The following is a 23,192-nucleotide window of genomic DNA, read 5'->3' on the forward strand; positions in this document are numbered from 1 at the left end:
GGTGGGCGGCGCGGCGCCGGCGCCCGCATCGGCCGCGGCGGTGGCTGCGCCGGCCTCGGGCACGGCCGAAGCGCCGAACCCGGCCAGCGAAACGAACGTGCCGGCGATGCAGGTGGCGCCGCCGTCGCCGGGCGGGTTCCGGTTCCCGAGCATCCGGCTGCACTGACGGACTTACATTCGTTACAGCCGGAAACGATTCAGTCGGTAGCGTAGGCGAACTTGCGCGTAAGCTACCTGCTCCAACCTTCGCATCGACTCATTCATGCAGGCCACTATGATGAAAAAACTGTTCCTGATCCCCGTTTTCGCGGCGCTGTTCTCGTTCGGCAGCGCAGCTCACGCGCAAGTCGACCAGTCGAACCCGCAAGCGCTGATCAAGACGGCGACCCAGCAGGTGCTCGACGAAGTCAAGCAGCAGACGATCAAGCAGGGCGACACCAACCGCATCATCTCGATCGTCAACAAGGACATCCTGCCGTACACCGATTTCCGCCGCACCACGCAGCTCGCGATGGGCCGCAACTGGCGCACGGCGACGGCCGAGCAGCAGCAGCAGGTTCAGGAGCAGTTCAAGCTGCTGCTGATTCGCACGTATTCGGGCGCGCTCGCGCAGTTGAAGCCGGACCAACAGATCCAGTACCCGCCGTTCCGCGCCGATCCGGCCGATACCGACGTCGTCGTGAAGACGGTTGCGCTGAACAACGGTCAGCCGGTCCAGATCGACTACCGCCTGTACAAGACGGCGAACGGCTGGAAGGTGTATGACCTGAACGTGCTCGGCGCATGGCTGATCCAGACGTACCAGCAGCAGTTCAACGAGAAGATCCAGCAAAGCGGCGTGGACGGCCTGATCAAGTTCCTGACGCAGCGCAACCAGGAACTTGCCGCGGGCAAGCAGGCGTCGTGAGCGGCTTCGAAGCCGGCTCCTCGCTGACCGTCGCGAGCGCGAAGTCCGCGCTCGCGGACGGTCTTGCGCGCATCGGCGCCGGCGCGACCGCCGTCGATTGCGCGGCGCTGACGCAGTTCGACTCGTCCGCGCTCGCCGTGCTGCTCGCATGGCAACGTGCCGCCCAAGCGCGCGGCGCAGCCCTCGACATCCTCAATCTCCCTCCGAAGCTCGCCAGCCTCGCGCGCGCCTACGGCGTCGACGCACTCATCGAAGGCACCGGGCGACATTGACCCTGTCCGACCGAAGCCTGCCGCGCCAGCCGGCGCGCGCACGCTTCAGGCCGCGCGCCGTCGGCGCCGGCTCCACCAGCCGGTTTGCCCTATAATCAAGCGTTTTGCGGGGCAGCCAATCGGCGTCCGGCCCCCATTTTCTTTCGCAGCAAGCACAGAATAGGCGTCGCGGCCCTTGCGTCGCGCACAGTCATGTCAGCCATAGAAATCCGTCACGTCAAGAAGCGCTACAAGTCGCTTCAGGCGCTCAAGGGCGTCAGCCTGTCGGTCGAGGAAGGCGAGTTTTTCGGTCTGCTCGGCCCCAACGGCGCAGGCAAGACCACGCTCATCAGTATCCTCGCCGGGCTCGCCCGGGCCGACGAAGGCAGCATCTCGGTGCGCGGTCACGACGTCGTCCAGGACTTCCGCAACGCGCGCCGCGCCCTCGGCGTCGTGCCGCAGGAACTCGTTTTCGACCCGTTCTTCACCGTGCGCGAGACGCTGCGCATCCAGTCCGGCTATTTCGGGCTGCGCCGCAACGACGACTGGATCGATGAAGTGATGGCCAATCTCGATCTCACCGAGAAAGCCGACGCGAACATGCGCGCGCTGTCGGGCGGGATGAAGCGCCGCGTGCTGGTCGCGCAGGCGCTCGTGCACCGGCCGCCCGTGATCGTGCTCGACGAGCCCACGGCCGGCGTCGACGTCGAATTGCGTCAGACGCTGTGGAAATTCATCTCGCGCCTGAACCGCGAGGGTCACACGATCGTGCTGACCACCCATTACCTCGAGGAAGCCGAGTCGCTGTGCGACCGCATCGCGATGCTGCGCCGCGGTGAAGTCGTCGCGCTGGATCGCACCGACGCGCTGCTGCGCCGCTTCGCGGGCCTGCAGCTGTACCTGCGGCTCGCGACCGGCGCGCTGCCGGCCGAGCTGCGCGGGCTGGAGACCGACCCGGCCGCACGCGCGCCGGGCGAGCACCTGCTGCGCCTCGCGAGCTACGACGAGGTCGAACGCATCCTCGCGCAATGCCGCGCGGCCGGCTGCACGTTCGACGAGATCGAGGTCCGCAAGGCCGACCTCGAGGATGTGTTCGTCCAGGTGATGAACGGAGCCGAGGTGATCGAGGGTCTGGCATGAATCAACACTCCCCACGCGAACTGCGTTCGCTGACGTCCGAGGGGACGGCCCGGCCCGTGCCGGGCAGCGGGTTTCGCACGCTGTTCTACAAGGAACTGCTGCGTTTCTGGAAGGTGTCGTTCCAGACGGTGCTCGCGCCGATCGTCACGGCGTTGCTGTATCTGACGATCTTCGGCCACGCGCTGTCGGGCCGCGTCGAGGTGTATCCGGGCGTCGAGTACGTGAGCTTTCTCGTGCCGGGCCTCGTGATGATGAGCGTGCTGCAGAACGCGTTCGCGAACAGCTCGTCGTCGCTGATCCAGTCGAAGATCACCGGCAACCTCGTGTTCATGCTGCTGCCGCCGCTGTCGTACCGCGACATCTTCGGCGCGTACGTGCTCGCGTCCGTCGTGCGGGGGCTCGCGGTCGGCACCGGCGTGTTCGTCGTGACGATCTGGTTTATCCCGATGCACTTCGCGGCGCCGCTGTTCATCATTGCGTTCGCGCTGCTCGGCTCGGCGATCCTCGGCACGCTCGGCCTGATCGCCGGGATCTGGGCCGAGAAGTTCGACCAGCTCGCCGCGTTCCAGAACTTCCTGATCATGCCGCTGACGTTCCTGTCCGGCGTGTTCTATTCGACGCATTCGCTGCCGCCCGTGTGGCGCGAAGTGTCGCGTCTCAACCCGTTTTTCTACATGATCGACGGCTTCCGTTTCGGGTTCTTCGGCGCGTCCGACATCAACCCGTTCGCGAGCCTCGCGATCGTCACCGGTTTCTTCGTGCTGCTCGCGCTGATCGCGATGCGGCTGCTCGCGACCGGCTACAAACTGCGTCATTGATATCGACAGCCCGCGGCCGCCCCGGGGCGGCGCGCGCCGACAGGAGCCTTACACCATGTTGCCGACTCCCGAACAGGTCAAGCAATACATCGCCGGCGGTCTCGCCTGCACGCATCTGGAAGTCGAAGGCGACGGCCAGCATTTCTTCGCGACGATCGTGTCGGCGGCCTTCGAAGGCAAGCGGCCGATCCAGCGGCACCAGCTCGTCTATGCGGCGCTCGGCGATCGCATGAAGCAGGAAATTCACGCGCTCAGCATGAAGACGCTGACGCCCGCCGAATGGCAGAACGCATAAACGGAAATCACTGAGTGCAAGTCACCGTCAACGAGCGCGACGCCGTCCAGAGCGTCGCCACGGCACACCCGGCCGCCAACGGGGAATCGCAGGGACAGGGGATGGACAAGCTCGCGATCGAAGGCGGTAACCGCCTGTCGGGCGAGATCGTCGTGTCGGGCGCGAAGAACGCCGCGCTGCCGATCCTGTGCGCGGGGCTGCTCACCGCCGATCCGGTCGATCTCGACAACGTGCCGAACCTGAAGGACGTGCGCACGACGCTGAAGGTGCTGAACCAGATGGGGGTGAAGAGCGAGACCGACGGCTGCCGCGTGCAGCTCGACGCGTCGCGCGTCGACAACCTCGTCGCGCCGTACGAGCTCGTGAAGACGATGCGCGCGTCGATCCTCGTGCTCGGGCCGCTGCTCGCGCGCTTCGGCGAGGCGAAGGTGTCGCTGCCGGGCGGCTGCGCGATCGGCGCGCGACCGGTCGACCAGCACATCAAGGGCCTGCAGGCGATGGGCGCGGAGATCAGCATCGAGCACGGCTTCATCGAAGCGCGCGCGAAGCGCCTGAAAGGCGCGCGCATCGTGACCGACATGATCACGGTGACGGGGACCGAAAACCTGCTGATGGCCGCGACGCTCGCCGACGGCGAGACGGTGATCGAAAACGCCGCGCGCGAGCCGGAAGTGAGCGATCTCGCACACTTGCTGGTCGCGATGGGCGCGAAAATCGATGGCATCGGCACCGATCGCCTCGTGATCCAGGGCGTCGAGCGGCTGCACGGCGCGCGTCATTCGGTGATCCCCGACCGTATCGAGGCCGGCACGTTCCTGTGCGCGGTCGCGGCGGCCGGCGGCGACGTGATGCTGACGGGCGTGCGCCCGCACATCCTCGACGCGGTGATCGACAAGCTGCGCGAAGCCGGCGTGTCGATCGAGGAAGGCGACAGCTGGCTGCGCGTGAAGATGGACCGCCGCCCGTCGGCGGTGACGATCCGCACGTCGGAATATCCGGCGTTCCCGACCGACATGCAGGCGCAGTTCATGGCCCTCAATACGGTCGCGACGGGCACCGCGCAGGTCGTCGAAACCATTTTCGAGAACCGCTTCATGCACGTGCAGGAGCTGAACCGGCTCGGCGCGAACATCACGATCGACGGCAACACGGCGCTCGTAACCGGCGTCGACAAGCTGTCCGGCGCGAACGTGATGGCGACCGACCTGCGTGCGTCGGCGAGCCTCGTGATCGCCGGTCTGCGCGCCGACGGCGAAACGCTCGTCGACCGCATCTATCACCTGGACCGCGGCTACGACCGCATGGAAGCCAAACTGACCGCCGTCGGCGCGAACGTGCGCCGCCTTTCCGGGAGCCAAGCATGACCGCGCCGCTGACCCTCGCCCTGTCGAAGGGCCGGATTTTCGAGGAAACCCTGCCGCTGTTGGCAGCCGCCGGCGTGCAGGTGGCCGAGGACCCGGAAACGTCGCGCAAGCTGATCCTGCCGACCACCGATCCGAACCTGCGCGTGATCATCGTGCGCGCGAGCGACGTGCCGACCTACGTGGAATACGGCGCGGCCGATTTCGGCGTGGCCGGCAAGGACGTGCTGGTCGAGCACGGCGGCTCGGGCCTGTACCAGCCGATCGATCTGAACATTGCGCGCTGCCGGATGTCGGTGGCCGTGCCGGCCGGCTTCGACTACGCGAATGCGGTGCGCCAGGGCGCGCGCCTGCGGGTCGCGACGAAATACGTCGAAACGGCGCGCGAACACTTTGCCGCGAAGGGCGTGCACGTCGACCTGATCAAGCTGTACGGCTCGATGGAGCTCGCGCCGCTGGTCGGGCTGGCCGACGCGATCGTCGACCTCGTCAGCTCGGGCGGCACGCTGAAGGCGAACAATCTGGTCGAGGTCGAGGAGATCATGGCGATCTCGTCGCGCCTCGTCGTGAACCAGGCCGCGCTGAAACTGAAGCGCGCGGCGCTCAAGCCGATCCTCGACGCGTTCGAACGCGCGTCGCAGAATGGCGGTTGAGCGCATCACCGTAACGGAACTCCCATGTCCATCACCATCCGCAAGCTCGATTCGACGAACGAAGGCTTCGGCGCCGCGCTGCGCGCCGTGCTCGCGTTCGAGGCGAGCGAAGACGAAGCGATCGAGCAATCGGTCGCGAAGATCCTCGCCGACGTGAAGTCGCGCGGCGACGCCGCGGTGCTCGAGTACACGAACCGTTTCGACCGGCTGAGCGCGAACAGCGTCGCCGCGCTCGAACTGCCGCAGGACGCGCTGCAGACGGCGCTCGACGGCCTCGCGCCGAAGGCGCGCGCGGCGCTGGAAGCGGCCGCGGCGCGGGTGCGCGCGTACCACGAGAAGCAGAAGATCGAATGCGGCACGCATAGCTGGCAGTACACGGAAAGCGACGGCACGGTGCTCGGCCAGAAGGTCACGCCGCTTGACCGCGTCGGCCTGTACGTGCCGGGCGGCAAGGCCGCGTATCCGTCGTCGGTGCTGATGAACGCGATTCCGGCGCGCGTCGCGGGCGTCGGCGAGATCGTGATGGTCGTGCCGACCCCGGACGGCGTGAAGAACGACCTCGTGCTGGCGGCGGCGCTGCTCGGCGGCGTCGATCGCGTGTTCACGATCGGCGGCGCGCAGGCGGTCGGCGCGCTCGCGTACGGCACCGAGACGGTGCCGGCCGTCGACAAGATCTGCGGCCCCGGCAACGCGTACGTCGCGTCGGCGAAGCGCCGCGTGTTCGGCACGGTCGGCATCGACATGATCGCCGGGCCGTCGGAAATCCTCGTGCTGTGCGACGGGACGACCGATCCGAACTGGGTCGCGATGGACCTGTTCTCGCAGGCCGAGCACGACGAACTCGCGCAGTCGATCCTGCTGTGCCCGGACGCTGCATTCCTCGATCGCGTCGAGAAGGCGATCGGCGAGCTGCTGCCGACGATGCCGCGCCAGGACGTGATCCGCGCGTCGCTCGAAGGCCGCGGCGCGCTGATCAAGGTGTGCGACATGGCCGAGGCATGCCGGATCGCGAACGACATCGCGCCGGAACACCTCGAAATCTCGGCGCTGGAGCCGCAGCAATGGGGCCAGCAGATCCGCCACGCGGGCGCGATCTTCCTCGGCCGCTATACGAGCGAGAGCCTCGGCGACTACTGCGCGGGCCCGAACCACGTGCTGCCGACGTCGCGCACCGCGCGTTTCTCGTCGCCGCTCGGCGTGTACGACTTCATCAAGCGCTCGAGCCTGATCGAGGTCAGCGCGGAAGGCGCGCAGACGCTCGGCGAGATCGCATCCGAGCTCGCCTACGGCGAAGGGCTGCAGGCGCACGCGAGGAGCGCCGAGTTCCGGATGAAGGGCTGACCGCGCATCGTGCGCGGGGCCGGGCGGGCGCCGAGGCGCCGGCACCGGCGGCACCCGGAGCGGGGCAGGAGACGAGCGCAGGGCGGCAGCCGCCGCCTTGCCGACCCATTTGACGCCGGCGCGACGCACGCCGGCTTGAGACCATGACGACGCCACAAGACATCATCCGCCGCGACGTGCTCGCGATGACCAGCTATCCGGTGCCGGACGCGAGCGGGTTCGTGAAGCTCGACGCGATGGAGAACCCGTACCCGCTGCCGGCGCCGCTCGCCGCGGCGCTCGGCGAGCGGCTCGCGCAGGTCGCGCTGAACCGCTACCCGGCGCCGCGCCCGGCCGCGCTGCTCGACAAGCTGCGCCACGCGATGCGCGTGCCGGCCGGCTGCGACGTGCTGCTCGGCAACGGTTCCGACGAAATCATCAGCATGATCTCGGTCGCGTGCGCGCAGCCGGGCGCGAAGGTGCTCGCACCGGTGCCGGGCTTCGTGATGTACGAACTCTCGGCGAAGTTCGCGCAGCTCGAATTCGTCGGCGTGCCGCTGAAGGCGGACCTGACGCTCGACGTCGACGCGATGCTCGCGGCGATCGCCGAGCACCGGCCGGCGATCGTCTATCTCGCGTACCCGAACAACCCGACCGGCACGCTGTACGACGATGCCGACGTCGAGCGGATCGTCGCGGCCGCGCGGCACAGCCTGATCGTGATCGACGAGGCGTACCAGCCGTTCGCCGAGCGTTCGTGGCTGCCGCGCGCCGCCGAGTTCGACAACGTCGTCGTGATGCGCACGGTGTCGAAGCTCGGCCTCGCGGGCATCCGCCTCGGCTACCTCGTCGGCTTGCCGGCGTGGCTGAACGAATTCGACAAGGTGCGCCCGCCGTACAACATCAACGTGCTGACCCAGGCGACCGCCGATTTCCTGCTCGATCACCTCGACGTGCTCGACGCGCAGGCGGCCGAATTGCGCGCGGAACGCACCCGCCTCGCGCAGGCGGTGGCCGCGCTGCCGGGCGCGACGGTGTTCCCGAGCGCCGGCAATTTCCTGCTGGTGCGCGTGCCGGACGCGGCAGCCGTGTTCGACGCGCTGCTCACCGAGCGGGTGCTGGTCAAAAACGTGAGTAAAATGCATCCATTACTGGCCGAATGCGTGCGGCTGACCGTCGGTTCTCCCGACGAAAACGCCCGCCTGCTGGCCGCCTTGAAACTCGCGCTGCCCGGTTGAGCCCAGGGCGCGGCGGCGCGCGACGATCAATCCCCATTTACATCAGACTCAATCAAGGAATTGCCATGCGTGTGGCGGAAGTCGTTCGCAATACCAGCGAAACGCAGATCCGTGTGAAGCTCGATCTCGACGGCACCGGCCGGCAGAAGCTGGCCACCGGCGTGCCGTTTCTCGACCATATGCTCGACCAGATCGCGCGACACGGTCTGGTCGATCTCGAGGTCGAAGCGCATGGCGACACGCATATCGACGATCACCACACGGTCGAGGATGTCGGCATCACGCTCGGTCAGGCCGTCGCGAAGGCGATCGGCGACCGCAAGGGCATCCGCCGCTACGGCCATTCGTACGTGCCGCTCGACGAGGCGCTGTCGCGCGTCGTGATCGATTTCTCCGGCCGGCCGGGCCTCGAATTCCACGTGCCGTTCACGCGCGCGCGGATCGGCACGTTCGACGTCGACCTGTCGATCGAATTCTTCCGCGGGTTCGTGAACCACGCGGGCGTCACGCTGCACATCGACAACCTGCGCGGAATCAACGCGCACCATCAGCTCGAGACGGTGTTCAAGGCCTTCGGCCGGGCGCTGCGCGCGGCGGTGGAGCTCGACGAGCGGGCGGCGGGGCAGATTCCGTCGACGAAAGGCAGCCTCTAACTTCCGAACGGACGACGCCAAGGACGACCTCACGGCTTCGGCGCGGCGCGCCGGCGTGCGATGGATCTGCTCAAATCGTTCATTTCGCTGCTCGCGCTGATCAACCCGGTCGGCGCGGTGCCGTTTTTCCTGAGCCTGACGGCGCAGCAGACGGACGACGAGCGGCGGCGCACGATCCGGATCGCATCGGTGTCGGTGTTCTGCGTGATGACGGTGACCGCGCTGCTCGGGCAGCAGATCATCAACTTCTTCGGCATTTCGGTCGGGTCGCTCGAAGTGGGCGGCGGGATCATCATGCTGCTGATGGCGATCAACATGCTGAACGCGCAGATCGGCAACACGCGATCGACGCCGGAGGAACGCCACGAAGCCGAGCTGAAGGACAACATCGCGGTCGTGCCGCTGGCGATTCCGCTGCTCACGGGCCCCGGCTCGATCAGCACGGTGATCATCTATGCGGCGAGCGCGCATCACTGGTATGAACGGGCCGGGCTGGTCGCGATCGGCGCGGTCCTGGCTTTTCTGTGTTTCGTCGCGATGCGGCTCGCCGAGCCGATCGCGAACTGGATCGGCCGCACCGGCATCAACATCGCCACACGGCTGATGGGTCTGATGCTGTCGGCGCTGGCGGTGGAATTCATCGTCAATGGACTGAGGGCGCTACTGCCTGCACTGAGATGAAAACTTCGATTGCGATTGTGGATTATGGGATGGGCAACCTGCGCTCGGTCGCGCAGGCGCTCAAGAAGGCCGAACCGGCCGCCGACGTGGCGATCGTCGACACGCCGGCCGCGATTCGCGCGGCCGACCGCGTCGTGCTGCCCGGCCAGGGCGCGATGCCCGACTGCATGCGCTGTCTCGGCGAATCGGGCCTGCAGGAGGCCGTGATCGAGGCGTCGCGCACGAAGCCGCTGCTCGGCGTGTGCGTCGGCGAGCAGATGCTGTTCGACTGGAGTGCGGAAGGCGACACGAAGGGCCTCGGCCTGTTGCCGGGCAAGGTCGTGCGCTTCGAACTCGACGGCCGCGTGCAGGACGACGGCTCGCGCTTCAAGGTGCCGCAGATGGGCTGGAACCGCGTGCGCCAGGCGCAGCCGCACCCGCTGTGGGACGGCGTGCCCGATGACGCGTATTTCTACTTCGTGCACAGCTATTACGTGAGCCCGGACAACCCGGCGCATACGGTCGGCGAAACGGCCTACGGCGCGCCGTTTACGTCCGCGGTCGCGCGGGACAATCTCTTCGCGACCCAATTCCACCCCGAGAAAAGCGCGGAGGTCGGGTTGCGTCTGTATCGCAACTTCGTACACTGGAAACCGTAAACGTGGTGCGGGAGCCACAGTCGACGGCGCGCAAGCGCCTGTCGTGCGGGGCTCTCACGCTTAAGCGCCGAAAGAGTTGTACTAAACTAGCGAGACGGCGCGGCACCGGTTTGGCCGGTACGCGCCGGATTCTTTTCTTTTTCCACGACGACACCCGATTGCTATGTTGCTGATTCCGGCCATCGACCTCAAAGACGGTCAGTGTGTGCGCCTCAAACAGGGCGATATGGACCAGGCCACGATTTTTTCCGAGGACCCGGCGGCGATGGCCCGCAAGTGGGTCGATCTCGGCGCCCGGCGGCTCCATCTCGTCGACCTGAACGGCGCATTCGCCGGCAAGCCGAAGAATCTCGAGGCGATCGAAGCGATCCTCGACGAAGTCGGCGACGAAATTCCCGTCCAGCTCGGCGGCGGCATCCGCAGCCTCGAGACGATCGAGAAGTATCTCGACGCCGGCCTGTCCTACGTGATCATCGGCACCGCCGCCGTGAAGAACCCGGGCTTCCTGCAGGACGCGTGCACCGCGTTTTCCGGCAGCATCATCGTCGGGCTGGACGCGAAGGACGGCAAGGTCGCGACCGACGGCTGGAGCAAGCTGACCGGCCACGAGGTGATCGATCTCGCGAAGAAGTTCGAGGACTACGGCGTCGAATCGATCGTCTACACCGATATCGGCCGCGACGGGATGCTGCAGGGCATCAACATCGACGCGACCGTGAAGCTCGCGCAGGCGGTCGGCATCCCGGTGATCGCCAGCGGCGGCCTGTCGAACCTCACGGACATCGAGAGCCTGTGCGAAGTGGAAGAGCACGGCGTCGAAGGCGTGATCTGCGGCCGTGCGATCTACTCCGGCGATCTCGATTTCGCGGCCGCGCAGAAGCGCGCGGACGAACTGAACGGCGAACTCGACAACGCGTAACCGCGGTCGTCCCGTTCGCCGGGGCTGCCCGCAGGCGGCCCCGACCGGAAGCCTCGCGCGAGGCTTCCGCAACCGGCCGTCCCAGCGCGGCATTTGGCGCAACATCATGGCTCTAGCTAAACGCATCATCCCCTGCCTGGACGTGACCGCCGGGCGTGTCGTCAAGGGCGTCAATTTCGTCGAGCTGCGCGATGCCGGCGACCCCGTCGAAATCGCCCGCCGCTACGACGACCAGGGTGCCGACGAACTAACCTTCCTCGACATCACCGCGACGTCCGACCAGCGCGACCTGATCCTGCCGATCATCGAAGCCGTCGCGTCGCAGGTGTTCATTCCGCTGACCGTCGGCGGCGGCGTGCGCGCCGTCGAGGACGTGCGGCGCCTGCTGAACGCGGGCGCGGACAAGGTCAGCATGAATTCGTCGGCGGTCGCGAACCCGCAGCTCGTGCGCGACGCGGCCGACAAGTACGGCTCGCAGTGCATCGTCGTCGCGATCGACGCGAAGCGCGTGTCGGCCGACGGCGAGACGCCGCGCTGGGAAGTGTTCACGCACGGCGGCCGCAAGAACACGGGCCTCGACGCGATCGAGTGGGCGCGCAAGATGGCCGAGCTCGGCGCCGGCGAGATCCTGCTCACGAGCATGGACCGCGACGGCACGAAGTCGGGCTTCGACCTCGCGCTCACGCGCGGCGTGTCGGACGCTGTGCCGGTGCCGGTGATTGCGTCGGGCGGCGTCGGTTCGCTGCAGCATCTGGCCGACGGCATCAAGGACGGCCGCGCCGACGCGGTGCTGGCCGCCAGCATCTTCCACTACGGCGAGCACACGGTCGGCGAGGCGAAGCGCTTCATGTCCGACCAGGGCATCCCGGTGAGACTGTGATGAATACCGAAACGAAATCCCTGCCCGCGTGGCTCGACAAGGTCCGCTGGGACGACAACGGCCTCGTGCCGGTGATCGCGCAGGAAGCGTCGACGAACGACGTGCTGATGTTCGCGTGGATGAACCGCGAGGCGCTCGCGAAGACGATCGAGACGCAGCGCGCGGTCTACTATTCGCGTTCGCGCAAGCGCCTGTGGTTCAAGGGCGAGGAGTCGGGCCACGTGCAGCACGTGCACGAAGTGCGGCTCGATTGCGACGAGGACGTCGTGCTGCTGAAGGTCGAGCAGGTGTCGGGCATCGCATGCCACACCGGCCGGCATTCGTGCTTCTTCCAGAAATTCGAAGGTACGGTGGACGGCGGCGACTGGGTCGCGGTCGAGCCGGTGCTGAAAGACCCCGAACACATCTACAAATGACGCAATCGACCGAAGACACGCTGCTGCGCCTCGCGGCCGTGATCGACAGCCGCAAGGGCGGCGATCCCGATCAATCGTACGTATCGCGCCTGTTCCACAAGGGCGACGACGCGGTGCTGAAGAAGATCGGCGAAGAGGCGACGGAAGTCGTGCTGGCCGCGAAGGACGTGCGCCAGGGCGGCGCGCCGAGCGCGCTGGTCGGCGAGGTGGCCGACCTGTGGTTCCACTGCCTCGTGATGCTGTCGCATTTCGACCTGAGCCCGGCCGACGTGATCGCCGAGCTCGAGCGTCGCGAAGGCTTGTCGGGCATCGAGGAAAAAGCGCTGCGCAAGCGCCGCGAGCGCGAGGAAAACGGCGGGTGACACGCAGACCCCGCCGCGGTGGCAACAGTGGGGTAAGCTGTAAGAATTGTCATCTAACGGGGGTAGCATCATGAACGATACGTCGAACCAGTTCCCGACGCCGGCGGTGTCGGGGGCAGCGGAGGCCGAACGCCTGAACGGGCTGCGCACGCTGACCCACGTGCTGTACGGCCTCTATGCGATTCACTGGCTGACGGGCGGCGTCACCGGCATCATCGCGATCATCATCAACTACGTGAAGCGCGGCGACGTGGCCGGCACGCCGTACGCCGATCACTTCGAGTGGCAGATCCGCACGTTCTGGCGCGCGCTGATCGCTTATGTGATCGGGTTCGCGCTGATGTTCGTCGCGATCGGGTTCGTCGTTATGTTTGTCACGTGGATTTGGACGCTGTACCGTATCATCAAGGGTTGGCTGTACCTGAACGACAACAAGACGCTCGATCCGCAGGCGTGGTTCTGACCGGCGCGCGCGGGCGTTTCGCAGGAGCAACATGAGTCACGATCCGAATTGCCTGTTCTGCAAGATCGCTGCAGGCGAGATCCCGAGCACGAAGGTGCACGAGGACGACGAATTCGTCGCGTTCCGCGACATCCGCCCGGCGGCCGACACGCACGTGCTCGTGATTCCGCGCCGGCACCTGCCGACGCTGTCGGCGGCGAGCGAGGCCGATGCGCCGATGCTCGGCCGGCTGATGCTGCTCGTCGCACGTCTGGCCGATCAGCTCGGCGTCGCGTATACGGGCGGCGAAACCGGTTTTCGCACGGTGATCAACACGGGCCCGGGCGGCGGGCAGGAGGTCTACCACCTGCACGCGCATATCCTGGCCGGCCCGCGCCCGTGGCAGCGGATGGGTTGACGCAGCGGGGCGTTTCCCCGCATCGATAGTCGAAGCCGGCGCGTCGCCGGCGATTTACGCCGCCCCGCGGCGTGGTTGAGGAGAGGTTTCATCATGGGTGGATTGAGCATTTGGCACTGGCTGATCGTGCTGCTGATCGTCGCGCTGGTTTTTGGTACGAAGAAGCTGCGCAACATCGGCAACGACCTCGGCAGCGCCGTGAAGGGTTTCAAGGACGGCATGAAGGAAGGCGAAACGCCGGCGGATGCGCAGCAACTGCCGCGTTCGGGCGCGGTCGACGTCAACGCGAAGGAAACGACGCGTTCCGATTCGAACAAGGCGTAACGCCGGCACGCTGACAGGCATTCGCGATGCTGGATCTCGGTCTTTCGAAGATGGCGCTGATCGGCGTCGTCGCGCTCGTGGTGCTCGGCCCCGAGCGCCTGCCGCGCGTCGCGCGCACGGCAGGCGCGCTGTTCGGCCGCGCGCAGCGGTACATCAACGACGTGAAGGCGGAGGTCTCGCGCGAAATCGAACTCGACGCGCTGCGGACGATGAAGACCGATTTCGAATCGGCCGCGCGCAATGTCGAGACGACGATTCACGACAACCTGCGCGAGCACGAGAAGGAACTGAACGACACGTGGCATTCCGCGGTCGGCGGTCTTGACGGAGCTGCCGGCGACGCCGGTTCCGTCGGTTCCCCGGGTTCCGATACGCCCGCGGCGCCGTCGTGGCGCGGCAGTTCGGCCGCGCTGGCGCCGAAGCGTCGCAACTGGCGCATCAAGCAGGCGGCGACGCCTGTCTGGTACAAGCACGCGACCACCCGCCGCACGCACGTGCAGTCGGGCGCCGCACGTGTCGCGCGCCATCAGCCGGCCAGCCTGCGCCGGCCGACGCGCTTCTTCTGAGTCGAGCGCATGCTCGCTCGTCAATCCTACCGAGGGCCGGTGTGAGCGACCCCCAGCAGAACCCGGGCGACGCCCCGGAAGAAACCTTCATTTCCCATCTCGTCGAGCTTCGCGATCGCATCATTCGCGCGGGGCTGGCCGTGATCGTCGTGTTCCTCGGGCTCGTCTACTGGGCGCCGGACATCTTCAAGCTGCTCGCGCGGCCGCTGATGGACAACCTGCCGAAAGACGGCAAGATGATCGTCACCGACGTCACCGGCTCGTTCTTCGTGCCGATGAAGGTGACGATGCTCGTCGCGCTTGTGATCGCGCTGCCGATCGTGCTGTACCAGATCTGGGCGTTCGTCGCGCCGGGGCTGTATCAGCACGAGAAGAAGCTCGTCGCGCCGCTCGTCGGCAGCAGCTATTTCCTGTTCCTGTGCGGGATGGCGTTCGCGTATTTCCTCGTGTTCCCGACGATCTTCCGCGTGATGGCGCACTACAACGCGCCGCTCGGGGCCGAGATGACGACCGACATCGACAACTACCTGAGCTTCGTGCTGGGGATGTTCATCGCGTTCGGGGTCACGTTCGAGGTGCCGATCGTCGTCGTGCTGCTCGTCCGGATGGGCGTGCTGTCCCTGAAGAAGCTGAAGGAGATGCGGCCGTACGTGATCGTCGGCGCATTCGTGGTCGCGGCGGTCGTCACGCCGCCGGACGTGTTCTCGCAACTGATGCTGGCGCTGCCGCTCGTCGTGCTGTTCGAGATCGGGCTGCTGGCCGCGCGGTTCTTCGTGCCGAAGAAGCCGGTCGAAGAAGGCGAGGCGGGGAACGGCGAAGCCGCGGGCTGACGGCACGCGGCGCCGGGCGGCTTTCCGGCCCCCCGGCTGCAGTGGCCCGGTTTGGTCCATCAGCCGGTGCGTGAGAAAACTACCTTCCCGCCAACGACGAATCGTCAGACGCAAAGCAAAAGGGCAGCCGATGGCTGCCCTTTTTCATTTCCGCGTCGCGTTGCCTCGCATCGCGACCGGCAGGCGGCGCACCGGCCGCCGACCCTCATTCGCTATCGTTGTCCTGCTCGTCGAGCGCCTGCTTCGGCGGCGGCGGGCGCTTGCCGATCACGACGTTCACGTCGAACTGCTTGCCCTTGCGTACGACGTGCACCTTGGTCGGCGTGCCCGGCTTGATCTGCGCGACGGTGTTCAGCAGCTTCGTCGTGTCGGTGATTTCGTCGCCGTTCACGCTCACCAGGATGTCGCCCGGCTTGATGCCGGCCTTGTCGGCCGGACCGCCCTGCAGCACGCCCGCGACGATCGCGCCCGATTTCTGCTGCAGCCCGAACGACTCGGCGATTTCCGGCGTGACGTCCTGCGGCTCGACGCCGATCCAGCCGCGCGTGACCGAGCCCGTCGTGATGATGCTCTCGAGCACCGTGCGAGCGGTCGAGACGGGAATCGCGAAACCGATGCCGAGCGAGCCGCCCGAGCGCGAGTAGATCGCCGTGTTGATGCCGAGCAGGTTGCCGTTCACGTCGACCAGCGCGCCGCCGGAGTTGCCGGGGTTGATCGGCGCATCGGTCTGGATGAAGTTCTCGAACGTGTTGATGCCGAGGTGGTTGCGGCCGAGCGCGCTGATGATCCCCATCGTGACCGTCTGGCCGACGCCAAACGGATTGCCGATCGCGAGCACGACGTCGCCGACGCGCGACTGGTCGGAGCGGCCGAGCGTGATCGTCGGCAGGTTCGTCATGTTGATCTTCAGCACCGCGAGATCGGTTTCGGGATCGCTGCCGATCACTTTCGCGGTGGCCGTGCGGCCGTCGGCGAGCGCGACTTCGATCTGGTCGGCGCCGTCCACGACGTGCTGGTTCGTTAGAATGTAACCTTCAGGGCTCACGATAACGCCCGAGCCGAGGTTGGCGGCCGGCTCGTCCTGCTGCTTGCGGGCGTTGCGGTCGCCGAAGAAGTAACGGAACAGCGGATCTTTCGCGCGCGGGTCGGGCGGCAGCGAGCCGTCCTTGCTGGAGAACACGTTGACGACGGCCGGCATCGCCTTCTGCGCGGCTTCGGCGTACGACGTGGTCGCCGGTGCGCCGCCGATGCCCGGCGCGACTTCCCGCAGCGCGACGATCGGCGTGGCGAGCTGCTTGCCGAGCTGTCCTTGCCGTTGCAGCCATTGCGGCTTGAGCGTCACGACGATGAACATCAGCGCGAGCAGTACGGTCACCGCCTGCGCGAAGAACAGCCAGAAGCGTCTAAGCATCTGAATGGATTAGAGGTTTATATGGATCGGATCGAACTTGAATTGTACTTGAACAATACCCTTGAAACCGCGCGCTTCAAGGACTATTGCCCGAACGGCCTCCAGGTCGAAGGACGCCGCAAGATCGAGAAGATCGCCACCGGCGTGACGGCGTCGGTCGCGTTCCTCGAAGCCGCGCTCGAATGGGGGGCGGATGCCGTGCTCGTCCACCACGGCTATTTCTGGCGCAACGAGGCGCCGCAGATCACCGGCCGCAAGTACCAGCGCCTGAAGCTGCTGCTCGCGAACGACCTGAACCTGTTCGCGTTCCACCTGCCGCTCGATGCGCATCCCGAGTTCGGCAACAACGCGCAGCTCGGCGAAAAGCTCGGCCTGATCGGCGACCAGCGGTTCGGCGAAGGCGATCTCGGCTGGATGGCGACGCTGCCGATGCCCGTCACGCTCGAGCACTTCGTCGCGAAGGTCGAGCGCACGCTCGGCCGCACACCGCTCGTGCTCGGCGAGCCGGACACGCAGCTGCGCCGCATCGCATGGTGCACGGGCGCCGCGCAGAGCTATTTCGACGCGGCGATCGACGCCGGCGCGGACGTATTCCTGACCGGCGAGGTGTCCGAGTCGACCACGCACGCGGCGGCGGAGAGCGGTGTCGCGTTCGTTGCGGCAGGGCACCATGCGACCGAACGTTACGGAATCCAGGCACTTGGGCGCCACTTGTCGGAAGAATTCGATCTCGAACACCTTTTTATCGATATTCATAACCCGGTCTGAGCGACGGATTTGCGGCGGCGCATCGAAATTTCGCAATGTAGCATCCGCTTAAAAGCGAAATGATTTAATCGCTCCGGTAGTGGGGGATAACCCTTAACTATCAAACACTTCGAAGGGATTTTCATCTCCGGGCCTTGTAAATGACGACTCCATTCGAGCAAACTAGCGGCGGAATGGAAAGTCGTGACGGAAAATCCAACTCAGAAGTGGGGCGTGTGATGCGAGACAAGGAAGAGAAACGCGTCGACAGCGGCCGCCGTACCTGGCTGATTGCGACATCCGTAGCAGGTGGCGTGGGAGGCGTAGCCACCGTCATACCTTTCGCGGCGTCGCTTGCGCCGTCCGCGAAAGCGAAAGCGGCCGGGGCACCGGTCGAGGTCGACATCAGCGGCCTGAAGCCCGGCGAAATGGTCACCGTGCCGTGGCGCGGCAAACCCGTCTGGATCCTGAATCGCACCGATTCGATGCTGGCCGACGTGGTCAAGGCCGACAAGGAAGTGGCCGATCCGGCCACGAAATCCCCGTATTCGATGCCGTTGCCCGCGTATTGCGCCAACGAATATCGGTCGCGGGCCGATCGCAAGAACATTCTCGTCGTGATGGCCGTGTGTACGCACCTCGGCTGCACGCCTAGCCAACGCTTCACGCCGGGTCCGCAGCCGAACCTGCCGGACGACTGGCCGGGCGGTTTCCTGTGCCCGTGCCACGGTTCGACCTACGACCTCGCCGGCCGTGTGTTCAAGAACAAGCCGGCGCCTCAGAATCTCGACATCCCGCCCTACATGTTCACGTCGGCGACGACCCTCGTGATCGGCAAGGACGAGAAAGGAGAAGCGTGATGGCCGCCGACAACAAGGAAGTCTCCACCACAGGTTTCACCGGCTGGATCGACCAGCGCTTCCCGCTCACGTCCACCTGGAAGAAGCACGTATCCGAGTACTACGCGCCGAAGAACTTCAACTTCTGGTACTTCTTCGGCTCCCTCGCGCTGCTGGTGCTCGTCAACCAGATCGTCACGGGCATCTTCCTGACGATGAACTACAAGCCCGACTCGACGCTCGCGTTCGCGTCGGTCGAGTACATCATGCGCGAGGTGCCGTGGGGCTGGCTGATCCGCTACATGCACTCGACCGGTGCATCGATGTTCTTCGTGGTCGTGTACCTCCACATGTTCCGCGGGCTGCTGTACGGGTCGTACCGGAAGCCGCGCGAGCTCGTCTGGATCTTCGGCTGCGCGATCTTCCTGTGCCTGATGGCCGAGGCGTTCTTCGGCTACCTGCTGCCGTGGGGCCAGATGTCGTTCTGGGGCGCGCAGGTGATCGTGAACCTGTTCTCGGCGATCCCGTTCGTCGGGCCGGACCTGTCGCTGTGGATTCGCGGCGACTACGTCGTGTCCGACGTCACGCTGAACCGCTTCTTCGCGTTCCACGTGATCGCGATTCCGCTCGTGCTGGTCGGCCTCGTGGTCGCCCACCTGGTGGCGCTGCATGAAGTCGGGTCGAACAACCCGGACGGCATCGAGATCAAGGCGAAGAAGGACGAGAACGGCGTCCCGCTCGACGGCATCCCGTTCCACCCGTACTACTCGGTGCACGATTTCCTCGGCGTATGCGTGTTCCTGATGGTGTTCGCGCTGATCGTGTTCTTCTCGCCGGAGATGGGCGGCTACTTCCTCGAGGCGAACAACTTCGTCCCGGCGAACCCGCTGCAGACGCCGCCCGAGATTGCGCCGGTCTGGTACTTCACCGCGTTCTACGCGATGCTGCGCGCGACCACCGATCCGTTCAAGATCGTGCTGATGATCGTGATCGCGCTGCTCGGCGTGCTCGCACTGATCCGTGCGCGCGGCAAGTGGAAAGTCGGGCTGCCGGTGCTGGCTGCGGCGATCGTCGTGTTCATGTACCTGACGGAGTCGAAGTTCTGGGGCGTCGTCGTGATGGGCTCGGCGGTGATCTCGCTGTTCTTCCTGCCGTGGCTCGACCGCAGCCCGGTGAAGTCGATCCGCTACCGGCCGCTGTTCCACAAGGTGTTCCTCGGGATCTTCGTCGCGGCGTTCCTGACCCTCGCGTTCCTCGGCACGCGGCCGCCGTCGCCGGCGGCGACGCTGATCGCGCAGGCCTGCGCGCTGATCTACTTCGCGTTCTTCCTCGGCATGCCCGTCTGGACGCCGCTTGGCACGTTCAAGCAGCCGCCGGAACGGGTGCGCTTCAAGCCCCATTAACGTGAGCGAGGAGAGAACGACATGAAGAAACTGCTTTCGACACTCGCGTTGATCGGGGCGACCGCCTGTGCGCTGCTGGCGGCGCCGGCCGTGCGGGCGGAGGGTAATTTTCCGCTCGACCGGGCGCCCGATAACACGGAAAATCTCGTTTCGCTTCAGCACGGCGCGCAATTGTTTGTAAACTATTGCCTGAACTGCCACAGCGCGAACCTGATGCGCTACAACCGTCTGACGGATCTGGGCATATCCCAGAAGGAGATCGAAACGAATCTCCTGTTCACGACCGACAAGGTCGGGAACACGATGTCCGTCGCGATGCGGCCCGACGACGCGAAGAACTGGCTCGGCACCACGCCGCCCGACTTGTCGGTCGAGGAGCGTGCGCGCGGCCGCGACTGGCTGTACACGTATCTGCGGAGCTTCTACCGCGACGATACGCGGCCGACCGGCTGGAACAACGCGGTGTTCGAGAACGTCGGCATGCCCCATGTGTTGTGGCAGCTGCAGGGGCAGCGCGTTGCCAAATTCGAAGACAAGACGGACGAGGAGACGGGCGAGAAGGCCCACGTGCTCGTCGGCTTCCAGCAGGTCACGCCGGGCACGCTCTCGTCGCCCGACTACGATGCTGCGGTGGCCGACCTGGTGGCCTATATGACATGGATGTCCGAGCCGGCCCAGCAGACCCGCAAGCGCCTCGGCGTGTGGGTGCTGATCTTTCTCGGTGTCCTGACTTTCCTGGCCTGGCGGCTGAATGCCGCGTACTGGAAAGATATCAAGTAAACACGCCTGACCGGCGTGGGGCCGGCGCAAGGCGGAACTCGTGAAAGGGGTTTCGCCGCGTGCCGGCCCTCGGCTTTTTTGAGGAAACGCAAATATGATGGTTCTGTATTCCGGCACAACTTGCCCGTTCTCCCAGCGTTGCCGGCTGGTGCTGTTCGAGAAGGGCATGGACTTCGAAATCCGCGACGTCGACCTGTTCAACAAGCCGGAAGACATTTCGGTGATGAACCCGTACGGTCAGGTGCCGATCCTGGTCGAGCGCGACCTGATCCTGTACGAATCGAACATCATCAACGAGTACATCGACGAGCGCTTCCCGCATCCGCAACTGATGCCGGCCGACCCGGTGCAGCGCGCCCGTGCGCGCCTGTTCCTGCTCAACTTCGAGAAGGAGCTGTTCGTCCACGTCAGCACGCTCGAGAACGAGAAGGGCAAGGCGGCGGAGAAGAATCACGAGAAGGCACGCCTCGCGATCCGCGATCGCCTGACGCAGCTCGCGCCGATCTTCGTGAAGAACAAGTACATGCTCGGCGAAGAGTTCTCGATGCTCGACGTCGCGATCGCACCGCTGCTGTGGCGCCTGGATCACTACGGCATCGAGCTGTCGAAGAACGCCGCGCCGCTGATGAAGTACGCCGAACGGATCTTCAGCCGTCCGGCCTACATCGAAGCACTGACGCCGTCCGAAAAGGTCATGCGTCGTTAATGTTGCAATGAAGGCATGACGGAGCGGGTGGCGCGGCGTGCCGCGCGCCCGCTCCGGGTTCGAGGATTGTGATGCAAGAGATTTCAACGAAGCCTTATCTGCTGCGCGCGTTGTACGAGTGGTGCACCGATAACGGTTACACGCCGCATATCGCGGTGAGGGTCGACAACTCGACGCGCGTGCCGCGTCAGTTCGTGCGTGACGGCGAGATCGTGCTCAACATCAGCTTCGAGGCGACGAGCCAGTTGCAGATGGGCAACGAGTGGATCGAGTTCACGGCCCGGTTCTCCGGGAAGGCGCACAAGATCGAGATTCCGGTGGCCAACGTGCTCGCGATCTATGCGCGCGAGAACGGGCAGGGCATGGCATTCCAGGTCGATGCGGTCGCGGGCGAAGGCGAGGATTCGGGCGCGTTCGACGATGACGCCGCGCCGGCCGACGACGCGCAGCGCGACGAGTCCGTATCGCCGTTGGCGCCGGTCGCCGACAGCGGCGCGAACGAGGAACCGTCCGAAGGGGCCGACGAACCGCCGAAAACCGACGGCGACGGCTCGAAAGGCGGCAGCAGACCTCGCCTCAAGATCGTGAAATGAGGTAGAATCTCGCGCTACGCCGGCTTAGCTCATCTGGTAGAGCAGTTGATTTGTAATCATCAGGTGGCGGGTTCGAGTCCTGCAGCCGGCACCAAATCCGAAAAAGGGTTACGGAGTTTTCCGTAACCCTTTTTTCGTTCATGGAGTCGCGCGCCGCGATGGCGGCGAGCACCATCGCCATCCCCCTTTTCTCGTCACACCCGCGTCACGCTGCGCCGCTAACGTTGCACGCTCCCGTCGCGGCAGCATTGTCGCGATCGGGGTGTACGTGACCGCGTCCGACGCCGTGCCCGCGTCGCGCAGGCTCACCCGGGATTCTCGCTCCCGCCAGCGCATTGGCTGCTGCCTCGCATCCATTCCATTCGAAAACGCGATCGACGCCGATCAAACTGCATCGCGTGCGATCAGGAGACACGAACCATGCTGAGCCCGCATGAATTCTCGATGCTGCTGCGCATTGCACGTGCGCCCGACAGTGTCGACCTCGCGAACCCGGCCTTTGCCGTGCTCGTGGAAAAGCGGCTGGTCGACGATACGCAGGTCCGCGTGAATGCGGTAGCGGCGCGTCCGGCGCTGACGCCGATCGGCCAGATGCTGCTTTCCCGCTTCGACGAGGCGGCCTGACGGAAAAAGGAAAAGGGGAAGAAGGGAAGAAGGCGAGGCGAACGCTACAGCTGCGCGTCACGCCTTCGCCGCAGCGAAAACGTGACGCATTGAACACGCGCCGAACCGCTTACTGCGCGACCGGCACCGTCACGTCGCTGCCGAACCAGTGCGTCGAGATCTTCTTCAGCGTGCCGTCCTTGCGCAGCGACTCGAGCGCATCGTTGATCGCCTTCTCGAACTTCGGATTGCCCTTGCGGAACGGGATCGCCATTTCCTGCTTGCCGCCGTTCAGCACCGCCCCCGCGCGCAGCGGCAGGTTCGACGTCTTGATCATGTACGGCAGCATCAGGCGGTCGTCGAGCGTCGCCTCGATCCGGCCCGCAGCGAGGTCGCGCAGCTTCTCCGGCGCGCCCGGATACGTCTGCACCTCGATGCCCGGCACGGTGCGCGCCATCTGATCGTAGTTGGTGCCGAGCGTCACACCGAGCTTCTTGCCCTTGAAGTCGTCGAGCGACTTGAAGTTGCGCGTGTCGTCCTTGCGCTGGATCAGCTGCGCGGCCGAGTACGTGTACGGCTCGCTGAAGTCGAGCGCCTCCTTGCGCTGCGGCGTGATCGTGACCTGATTGACGATCACGTCGAACTTGCCGGCCTGCAGCCCGGCGATGATACCGCTCCATTCGGTCGGGATGAACTGCGTCTTCACGCCGAGCTTGCCGGCGACCGCGTTCGCGACGTCGACGTCGAAGCCCTCGAGCTGGCCGGACGTGCCGCGCGAGTTGAACGGCGGATAGGTGCCTTCGAGGCCGACGCGCAGCACGCCGGCCTTCTTCACGGAATCGAGCAGGTCGTCCGCGTGCGCGGCGACGGCCGTGAAGCCGAGGGCCGACGCGAGCAGCAGGCCCGACAGCAGGAACTTCGAACGTTTCATCGCAGATCTCCAGGGTTCAGTGTCGTGATGTGAGCGCCGGCTCTCGGTCGGACCCGGCGGCGGCCGG

At 65.7% G+C, this 23,192-nt stretch carries 30 protein-coding genes, 1 tRNA gene and 1 pseudogene; 30 read left to right on the top strand and 2 right to left on the bottom strand.

What is annotated here, in order from left to right:
* The 22 genes and pseudogenes from JMF86_RS01730 to tatC all read left to right on the top strand — a co-directional run.
* A pseudogene (locus tag JMF86_RS01730) lies at positions 1–166 on the top strand (VacJ family lipoprotein); the annotation flags it as partial.
* Between the two features lie 111 nt (positions 167–277).
* Positions 278–907 (top strand): phospholipid-binding protein MlaC, encoded by a 630-nt coding sequence (locus tag JMF86_RS01735; RefSeq protein WP_027809257.1) that lies wholly within the window; start codon positions 278–280, stop codon positions 905–907.
* A complete protein-coding gene (locus JMF86_RS01740) occupies positions 904–1,179 on the top strand; it encodes a lipid asymmetry maintenance protein MlaB (protein ID WP_011546610.1) in 276 nt (91 codons plus the stop codon). Before JMF86_RS01735 ends, JMF86_RS01740 begins: the two co-directional genes overlap by 4 nt.
* Positions 1,180–1,371: 192 nt before the next feature.
* Entirely contained in the window at positions 1,372–2,298 is a 927-nt protein-coding gene (locus JMF86_RS01745) for an ABC transporter ATP-binding protein (RefSeq protein WP_011694114.1), read from the top strand.
* Positions 2,295–3,116 (top strand): ABC transporter permease, encoded by an 822-nt coding sequence (locus JMF86_RS01750; protein ID WP_011546608.1) that lies wholly within the window; start codon positions 2,295–2,297, stop codon positions 3,114–3,116. The genes JMF86_RS01745 and JMF86_RS01750 overlap by 4 nt, the downstream gene beginning before the upstream one ends.
* Before the next feature lie 55 nt (positions 3,117–3,171).
* Entirely contained in the window at positions 3,172–3,411 is a 240-nt protein-coding gene (locus tag JMF86_RS01755) for a BolA family protein (RefSeq protein WP_006477131.1), read from the top strand.
* Between the two features lie 14 nt (positions 3,412–3,425).
* The gene (murA, locus tag JMF86_RS01760) at positions 3,426–4,775 is read left to right on the top strand and encodes a UDP-N-acetylglucosamine 1-carboxyvinyltransferase (protein WP_006477130.1); all 1,350 of its coding nucleotides are present in this window, start codon (positions 3,426–3,428) and stop codon (positions 4,773–4,775) included.
* Positions 4,772–5,425, top strand: coding sequence for an ATP phosphoribosyltransferase (hisG, locus tag JMF86_RS01765; RefSeq protein WP_006477129.1), 654 nt, complete (start codon positions 4,772–4,774; stop codon positions 5,423–5,425). Before murA ends, hisG begins: the two co-directional genes overlap by 4 nt.
* A gap of 24 nt (positions 5,426–5,449) precedes the next feature.
* Positions 5,450–6,766 (top strand): histidinol dehydrogenase, encoded by a 1,317-nt coding sequence (gene hisD / locus JMF86_RS01770; RefSeq protein WP_054928299.1) that lies wholly within the window; start codon positions 5,450–5,452, stop codon positions 6,764–6,766.
* A 143-nt stretch (positions 6,767–6,909) separates the two neighbouring features.
* A complete protein-coding gene (gene hisC, locus JMF86_RS01775) occupies positions 6,910–7,983 on the top strand; it encodes a histidinol-phosphate transaminase (RefSeq protein WP_011546607.1) in 1,074 nt (357 codons plus the stop codon).
* A gap of 65 nt (positions 7,984–8,048) precedes the next feature.
* Positions 8,049–8,636: an imidazoleglycerol-phosphate dehydratase HisB gene (hisB, locus tag JMF86_RS01780; protein WP_011546606.1), complete on the top strand. Its 588-nt coding sequence runs from the start codon at positions 8,049–8,051 to the stop codon at positions 8,634–8,636.
* Positions 8,637–8,696: 60 nt separating this feature from the next.
* Complete coding sequence (locus tag JMF86_RS01785; RefSeq protein WP_175809239.1) at positions 8,697–9,317, top strand: YchE family NAAT transporter; 621 nt, start codon at positions 8,697–8,699, stop codon at positions 9,315–9,317.
* Positions 9,314–9,955, top strand: coding sequence for an imidazole glycerol phosphate synthase subunit HisH (gene hisH, locus JMF86_RS01790; protein WP_011546605.1), 642 nt, complete (start codon positions 9,314–9,316; stop codon positions 9,953–9,955). The genes JMF86_RS01785 and hisH overlap by 4 nt, the downstream gene beginning before the upstream one ends.
* A 163-nt stretch (positions 9,956–10,118) precedes the next feature.
* On the top strand, positions 10,119–10,874 hold the full coding sequence (gene hisA, locus JMF86_RS01795; RefSeq protein WP_006477123.1) for a 1-(5-phosphoribosyl)-5-[(5-phosphoribosylamino)methylideneamino]imidazole-4-carboxamide isomerase: 756 nt from the start codon (positions 10,119–10,121) through the stop codon (positions 10,872–10,874).
* A gap of 106 nt (positions 10,875–10,980) precedes the next feature.
* Positions 10,981–11,754 carry an imidazole glycerol phosphate synthase subunit HisF gene (gene hisF / locus JMF86_RS01800; protein WP_006751800.1) on the top strand — a complete coding sequence of 258 codons (774 nt, stop codon included), beginning with the start codon at positions 10,981–10,983 and terminating at the stop codon, positions 11,752–11,754.
* Positions 11,754–12,170 (top strand): phosphoribosyl-AMP cyclohydrolase, encoded by a 417-nt coding sequence (gene hisI / locus JMF86_RS01805; RefSeq protein WP_011546604.1) that lies wholly within the window; start codon positions 11,754–11,756, stop codon positions 12,168–12,170. Before hisF ends, hisI begins: the two co-directional genes overlap by 1 nt.
* A complete protein-coding gene (locus JMF86_RS01810) occupies positions 12,167–12,532 on the top strand; it encodes a phosphoribosyl-ATP diphosphatase (RefSeq protein ID WP_011546603.1) in 366 nt (121 codons plus the stop codon). The genes hisI and JMF86_RS01810 overlap by 4 nt, the downstream gene beginning before the upstream one ends.
* Positions 12,533–12,602: 70 nt before the next feature.
* Complete coding sequence (locus JMF86_RS01815; RefSeq protein WP_006477118.1) at positions 12,603–12,995, top strand: hypothetical protein; 393 nt, start codon at positions 12,603–12,605, stop codon at positions 12,993–12,995.
* Positions 12,996–13,026: 31 nt separating this feature from the next.
* Positions 13,027–13,392, top strand: a complete 366-nt coding sequence (locus tag JMF86_RS01820; protein ID WP_011546602.1) for a histidine triad nucleotide-binding protein — start codon at positions 13,027–13,029, stop codon at positions 13,390–13,392.
* A 93-nt stretch (positions 13,393–13,485) separates the two neighbouring features.
* Complete coding sequence (gene tatA / locus JMF86_RS01825; protein WP_006477115.1) at positions 13,486–13,716, top strand: Sec-independent protein translocase subunit TatA; 231 nt, start codon at positions 13,486–13,488, stop codon at positions 13,714–13,716.
* A 26-nt stretch (positions 13,717–13,742) separates the two neighbouring features.
* On the top strand, positions 13,743–14,282 hold the full coding sequence (gene tatB / locus JMF86_RS01830; RefSeq protein ID WP_175809241.1) for a Sec-independent protein translocase protein TatB: 540 nt from the start codon (positions 13,743–13,745) through the stop codon (positions 14,280–14,282).
* A gap of 41 nt (positions 14,283–14,323) precedes the next feature.
* A complete protein-coding gene (gene tatC / locus JMF86_RS01835) occupies positions 14,324–15,112 on the top strand; it encodes a twin-arginine translocase subunit TatC (RefSeq protein WP_006477113.1) in 789 nt (262 codons plus the stop codon).
* A gap of 205 nt (positions 15,113–15,317) precedes the next feature.
* On the opposite strand, the gene JMF86_RS01840 is transcribed toward tatC, so the two are convergent.
* Positions 15,318–16,523, bottom strand: coding sequence for a Do family serine endopeptidase (locus JMF86_RS01840; protein ID WP_006477112.1), 1,206 nt, complete (start codon positions 16,521–16,523; stop codon positions 15,318–15,320).
* Positions 16,524–16,544: 21 nt separating this feature from the next.
* Here JMF86_RS01840 and JMF86_RS01845 point away from each other — a divergent pair, with 21 nt between their 5' ends.
* From JMF86_RS01845 to JMF86_RS01880, 8 genes are all read left to right on the top strand, one after another.
* On the top strand, positions 16,545–17,291 hold the full coding sequence (locus JMF86_RS01845; protein WP_006477111.1) for a Nif3-like dinuclear metal center hexameric protein: 747 nt from the start codon (positions 16,545–16,547) through the stop codon (positions 17,289–17,291).
* Positions 17,292–17,509: 218 nt separating this feature from the next.
* Positions 17,510–18,130 (top strand): ubiquinol-cytochrome c reductase iron-sulfur subunit, encoded by a 621-nt coding sequence (petA, locus tag JMF86_RS01850; RefSeq protein ID WP_006491868.1) that lies wholly within the window; start codon positions 17,510–17,512, stop codon positions 18,128–18,130.
* Positions 18,130–19,512, top strand: coding sequence for a cytochrome bc complex cytochrome b subunit (locus tag JMF86_RS01855; RefSeq protein ID WP_011694116.1), 1,383 nt, complete (start codon positions 18,130–18,132; stop codon positions 19,510–19,512). The genes petA and JMF86_RS01855 overlap by 1 nt, the downstream gene beginning before the upstream one ends.
* 21 nt (positions 19,513–19,533) lie before the next feature.
* A complete protein-coding gene (locus JMF86_RS01860; RefSeq protein WP_006477108.1) occupies positions 19,534–20,292 on the top strand; it encodes a cytochrome c1 in 759 nt (252 codons plus the stop codon).
* Positions 20,293–20,386: 94 nt separating this feature from the next.
* Complete coding sequence (locus JMF86_RS01865; RefSeq protein ID WP_006400565.1) at positions 20,387–20,998, top strand: glutathione S-transferase N-terminal domain-containing protein; 612 nt, start codon at positions 20,387–20,389, stop codon at positions 20,996–20,998.
* Positions 20,999–21,069: 71 nt separating this feature from the next.
* Complete coding sequence (locus JMF86_RS01870) at positions 21,070–21,591, top strand: ClpXP protease specificity-enhancing factor (protein WP_011546600.1); 522 nt, start codon at positions 21,070–21,072, stop codon at positions 21,589–21,591.
* Positions 21,592–21,609: 18 nt separating this feature from the next.
* Positions 21,610–21,685: transfer RNA gene (locus tag JMF86_RS01875), tRNA-Thr, on the top strand.
* A 326-nt stretch (positions 21,686–22,011) separates the two neighbouring features.
* The gene (locus JMF86_RS01880; RefSeq protein WP_011546589.1) at positions 22,012–22,215 is read left to right on the top strand and encodes a hypothetical protein; all 204 of its coding nucleotides are present in this window, start codon (positions 22,012–22,014) and stop codon (positions 22,213–22,215) included.
* 109 nt (positions 22,216–22,324) lie between these two features.
* On the opposite strand, the gene JMF86_RS01885 is transcribed toward JMF86_RS01880, so the two are convergent.
* Positions 22,325–23,125, bottom strand: coding sequence for a transporter substrate-binding domain-containing protein (locus JMF86_RS01885; protein WP_011546588.1), 801 nt, complete (start codon positions 23,123–23,125; stop codon positions 22,325–22,327).
* Positions 23,126–23,192 lie beyond the last annotated feature (67 nt).

Origin of the sequence: Burkholderia sp. E168m15 (assembly GCF_016586105.1) — a bacterium.
Classification (GTDB): Bacteria; Pseudomonadota; Gammaproteobacteria; order Burkholderiales; family Burkholderiaceae; genus Burkholderia; species Burkholderia orbicola.